The organism is Gammaproteobacteria bacterium, assembly GCA_028817255.1.
Taxonomy (GTDB): Bacteria; Pseudomonadota; Gammaproteobacteria; order Porifericomitales; family Porifericomitaceae; genus Porifericomes; species Porifericomes azotivorans.
In genome coordinates, this window is the sequence record JAPPQA010000189.1 from 1 (window position 1) to 3,935 (window position 3,935).

A 3,935-nucleotide genomic window follows, 5' to 3' on the forward strand; every position below is an offset into this window, starting at 1 on the left:
ATATTTCATCGCATTCGCCAGTGCCGCGTCTCTTGCCCACGAGAACCAGCGTACTCCAATGGCGCCGTCTCATTGCTGCCCAAGCCTGTACCGCGCGCCCCGGCTTGCGGCTTGCATTTATTGTAATGCCGCGGCGGTGATGAACTCGGAGAATCGCTCGCACCACACGATCACGGCGCCATACCGGCTCACATCAACGGACGATGGCACGGGCAGGCGGAAATTGGTAAACGCCTTCACCTCGCCTACCTGCGCGGCCTGCGATTTGACGGGCAAAAACGCGGCCTCGTCCTCCACCAATGTTTGGATCAAATAAAGCCGGTAATCCGGCCCTGGAGAAACCTGTCCGTCCAGCGTTAAGTAATAGCCATCGGCTTCCCGCGACAGGGTGATGGTCCCCTCGCCCCAATGCAGGCTGTCGCTGCCGCGCAAATCGCGGCGAAACGTGCCGGTTTTCTGCGCAAAATCCCTTGCCTGCACAAGCATTTCCGGCGCCGCGCCCTGTTGCTCCACCAGTATGGGCAGATAATAAACGCCCAGCCCAAAACCGGGCAGAAGCCCGAATAAGGCGCCAACAATCGCCCCATAGATAAATTGGCGATAGCGTTTGAGTCGTTTCATATGCCAGCCCTCATGCGTCACCTCCCGACAGCGCCGAATCTAAACAGCGGTAATATCATAAAGGGTATATTACCCAAGCATATGGTTCGGGCCTCAAGTATGAAGATCTTAGCACAAAAGATTTATTTCCTGAGTCCTGGCGTAGAACATGTATCCAAAAAATTCGATAGTTTTTGCATCGCCTGTTGAGCGGGAGGAACAGCCTTGTCCGAGATCGGGCTAGCCCATTCGAGACTATTGACACGCGCCCGGGACACCTTCAGAATACTCTCATTCTCGCACGGAATTGCGGGACAAAATGTGACAAGGATGCATAAAGCGCTAAAAAGAGGCAGGAGGCCTGAAATGACCGCAACAGAGACCACCACCGCGTTCGACACGCTCACGGCCGCCAACAACCTGCAACAAGCGGGGTTTAGCCGCCAACAGGCGGAAACCCTGACCAGGACCATCGCCAGTGTCCAGGGAACCCTGGCAGCCAAGGAAGACATCAGGCGCCTGGAGTCACGGATAGACTCTCTGCATAACGAGATGAAGAACGGGATGAAGCTCGTCTATTACGTCATGCTCCCCATGCAACTGGCGACGCTAGCCTCGGTAATCGTGCTGGCAACAGGAATTTTCAAAGGAGCGGGATCGGTCTAAGGCACGGGCGGCACGTAGCAGCTATCCCCGTCTCTCCCCCGCTTTTATTCGCCGTCCCGCGCCCGGTTGCCGGCGCAGGCCGTGCCGAAGGCGCTCTGCCTTGAATTGACGCGCCGACCGAGCCGTGTTGCAAGCGGCCGCCGTTTGTCCCAGAATGCCGGGGCATTATGGAACCGTCGCAGGCATGGCGCGCCCCCCGCGACAGCATGATGCCGCTACGCAGGCAGAGGCGCCGGCCCGTGCCGGGCAAACCGTCCGCACCGCCGCCGAATCCCGGCGGCCCGGCGGGCGCAGCCGCCTGAGATGCGCGCAAAACCTATCGCCGTCATCCTGAGCGGCGGCAGCGGCAACCGACTGTGGCCGCTGTCGAGGACGCACTTTCCCAAGCAATTCATCCCGCTGCTGAACGGGCGCAGCCTGTTCGCCCTTACCCTGGAGCGGGTTCGGCAACTGGGTTGCGAGCGGGTGGCGGCGGTCTGCAACGAGGCGCACCGCTTTCTGGTCATTGAAGAATTGCGGGCCGCCGGCATCGAAGACCCCCTGGTGCTGCTCGAACCCGTGGCGAGAAATACCGCGCCGGCGGCGGCGCTGGCGGCGCTGGCGGCGGAGGCGCCCGGGGAGACGCCCCTGCTGGTGCTGCCGTCGGATCATTACATCGCCGACACGCAAACCAATATGAGCGCCTTCGCGGCCTGCATCGAGCAGGCGGCAACGGCCCTGGAGCAAGGGCTGCTGGCCACCTTCGGCATCCGTCCCACCCGCGCGGAGACGGGGTACGGCTACATCGTCGCCGGCGACGAGATCGGCAAGGGGGTGCGCCGGGTGGAGGAATTCGCGGAGAAGCCGGAGTTGGAACGGGCGCGGGCCTATGCGGCCAGGGAGGACTGCTACTGGAACAGCGGCATGTTCCTGTTCGGCGCGACGACGTACCTGTCGGAGCTGTCGCGCCACGCGCCGAAGGTGTCCGCGGCCTGCTGGCGGGCCTGGAGCGGGCACGGCAGCGAACGCATCATGGGGGCGCGGGTGACGCGGGTGGAGCAAGAGCGCTTCGCCTCCTGCCCGAATATCTCCATAGACCATGCGGTGATGGAGCGCACCGCCAAGGCGGCGGTGTTGCCTTGCGCGCTGGACTGGTCGGACCTCGGTTCGTGGGAGTCGCTGGCAACGGTGTTCGAACAAGACGCGCAGGGCAACGCCGCCGCCGGCGACGCCGTGCTGGAAGACTCCAGAGACAACGTCGTGTATGCCTCGCGGCGCCTGGTGGCGACCGTGGGTCTCAGCAATCACATTGTCGTCGAGACGCCCGATGCGGTGCTGGTGGCCGACCGCTCCAAGGCGCAGTCGGTAAAGGAGCTGGCGGCGCGCCTGCGCGACGCCGCCCGCCCGGAGAGCGAGTCGCACACAAAGGTGCGCCGCCCCTGGGGCTGTTACGAGAGCGTGGACTCCGGCGCGGGCTTCCAGGTCAAGCGGATCGTCGTCAATCCCGGGCAGCGCCTTTCGTTGCAATCGCACCGCCGCCGCGCGGAACACTGGGTCGTGGTCCAGGGGCGGGCCCTGGTCACCCTGGACGACAAAACCGTGGAGTTGCGGGCCAACCAGTCGGTGCACATTCCGGTCGGCACGAAGCACCGCCTGGAGAACGAGGGTACGGAACCGCTGTGCCTGATCGAAGTGCAGTGCGGCGATTACCTGGGAGAAGACGACATCCAGCGCTACGAGGACGCCTACGGCAGGGCCCCTGGAGGACAAGGCGGCGGCGCAACCGGTTGACGATGTGACGGCGCCGCCAGGCAAGATCGTCATCCCCGTCGCCGGTCTGGGCACCCGGATGTTGCCGGCGACCAAAAGCGTATCCAAGGAGCTGCTAGCCGTCGGCAACCGGCCCGTGTTCCACTACATCGCCGCCGAGGCAGCCGCTGCGGGCGCGACGGAATTGATCCTGGTGGCCGCAACGCGGTCGCCGGCCGCGCTGTACTACCTGCGCCGCGACCAGGCGCTGGAAAACTACCTGGCCGAGCGCGGCAACGAGGGCGCGCTGGCGGCCGTGCGCGGGATCCCCTGCCGCCAAACGAAGATCTCCGTGGTCGTGCAGAAGCGCCCCCTGGGTCTGGGCGACGCCGTCCTGCGCGCGCGGGAGGCCGTGGGCGACTCCCCCTTCGGCGTCATGCTGCCCGACGTGCTGCTGCACCCCCCGGAGCAGGGGATGCCGCGGCTGGCCGCGCACTTCGCGCGCAGCGGCGGGAGCGCGGTGCTGGCGCACGAGGTGGCCGCCGGGGAGGTGCGTCACTACGGGATCGTGGACTGCGGCGGCGCCGTCCCGGAGGCCGGCGGCTCGTGCCGCCTGCAGGGAGTGGTGGAAAAACCCGCCCCGGAGCGGGCGCCGTCCCGGCTGGCCGTTACCGGCCGCTACGTCTTCACGCCGGCGATCTTCGACACGTTGCGGGCGACGGCGCCAGGCGCGGGAGGGGAAGTGCAGTTGAGCGACGCAATCCATGCCCTGGCCGGCAAAGAGCCGGTCCATGTCCTGGCGCACCGCGCCGCCTGCTACGACTGCGGCGGCAAGCCGGGGCTGTTTCGCGCCCACATGGAGTTCGCGTTGCGCGACCCGGAGTTCGGGGCGGCGGCGCGGGATTGCATTCTGGACCTCGCCCGCGGCCTGGAACGCGGCC

4 protein-coding genes are annotated in these 3,935 nt (G+C 65.6%); 3 read left to right on the plus strand and 1 reads right to left on the minus strand.

From position 1 onward, the window contains the following. Positions 1-117: 117 nt before the first annotated feature. Positions 118-621, minus strand: coding sequence for a DM13 domain-containing protein (locus OXU43_07735; GenBank protein MDD9825045.1), 504 nt, complete (start codon positions 619-621; stop codon positions 118-120). Positions 622-966: 345 nt separating this feature from the next. Here OXU43_07735 and OXU43_07740 point away from each other — a divergent pair, with 345 nt between their 5' ends. The 3 genes from OXU43_07740 to OXU43_07750 form a co-directional block, all read left to right on the plus strand. Further along, complete coding sequence (locus OXU43_07740; protein ID MDD9825046.1) at positions 967-1,266, plus strand: hypothetical protein; 300 nt, start codon at positions 967-969, stop codon at positions 1,264-1,266. 303 nt (positions 1,267-1,569) lie between these two features. Continuing rightward, positions 1,570-3,036, plus strand: coding sequence for a mannose-1-phosphate guanylyltransferase/mannose-6-phosphate isomerase (locus OXU43_07745; protein MDD9825047.1), 1,467 nt, complete (start codon positions 1,570-1,572; stop codon positions 3,034-3,036). Between the two features lie 4 nt (positions 3,037-3,040). Continuing rightward, the coding region (locus OXU43_07750; protein MDD9825048.1) for a UTP--glucose-1-phosphate uridylyltransferase at positions 3,041-3,935 on the plus strand (895 nt) is incomplete at its 3' end.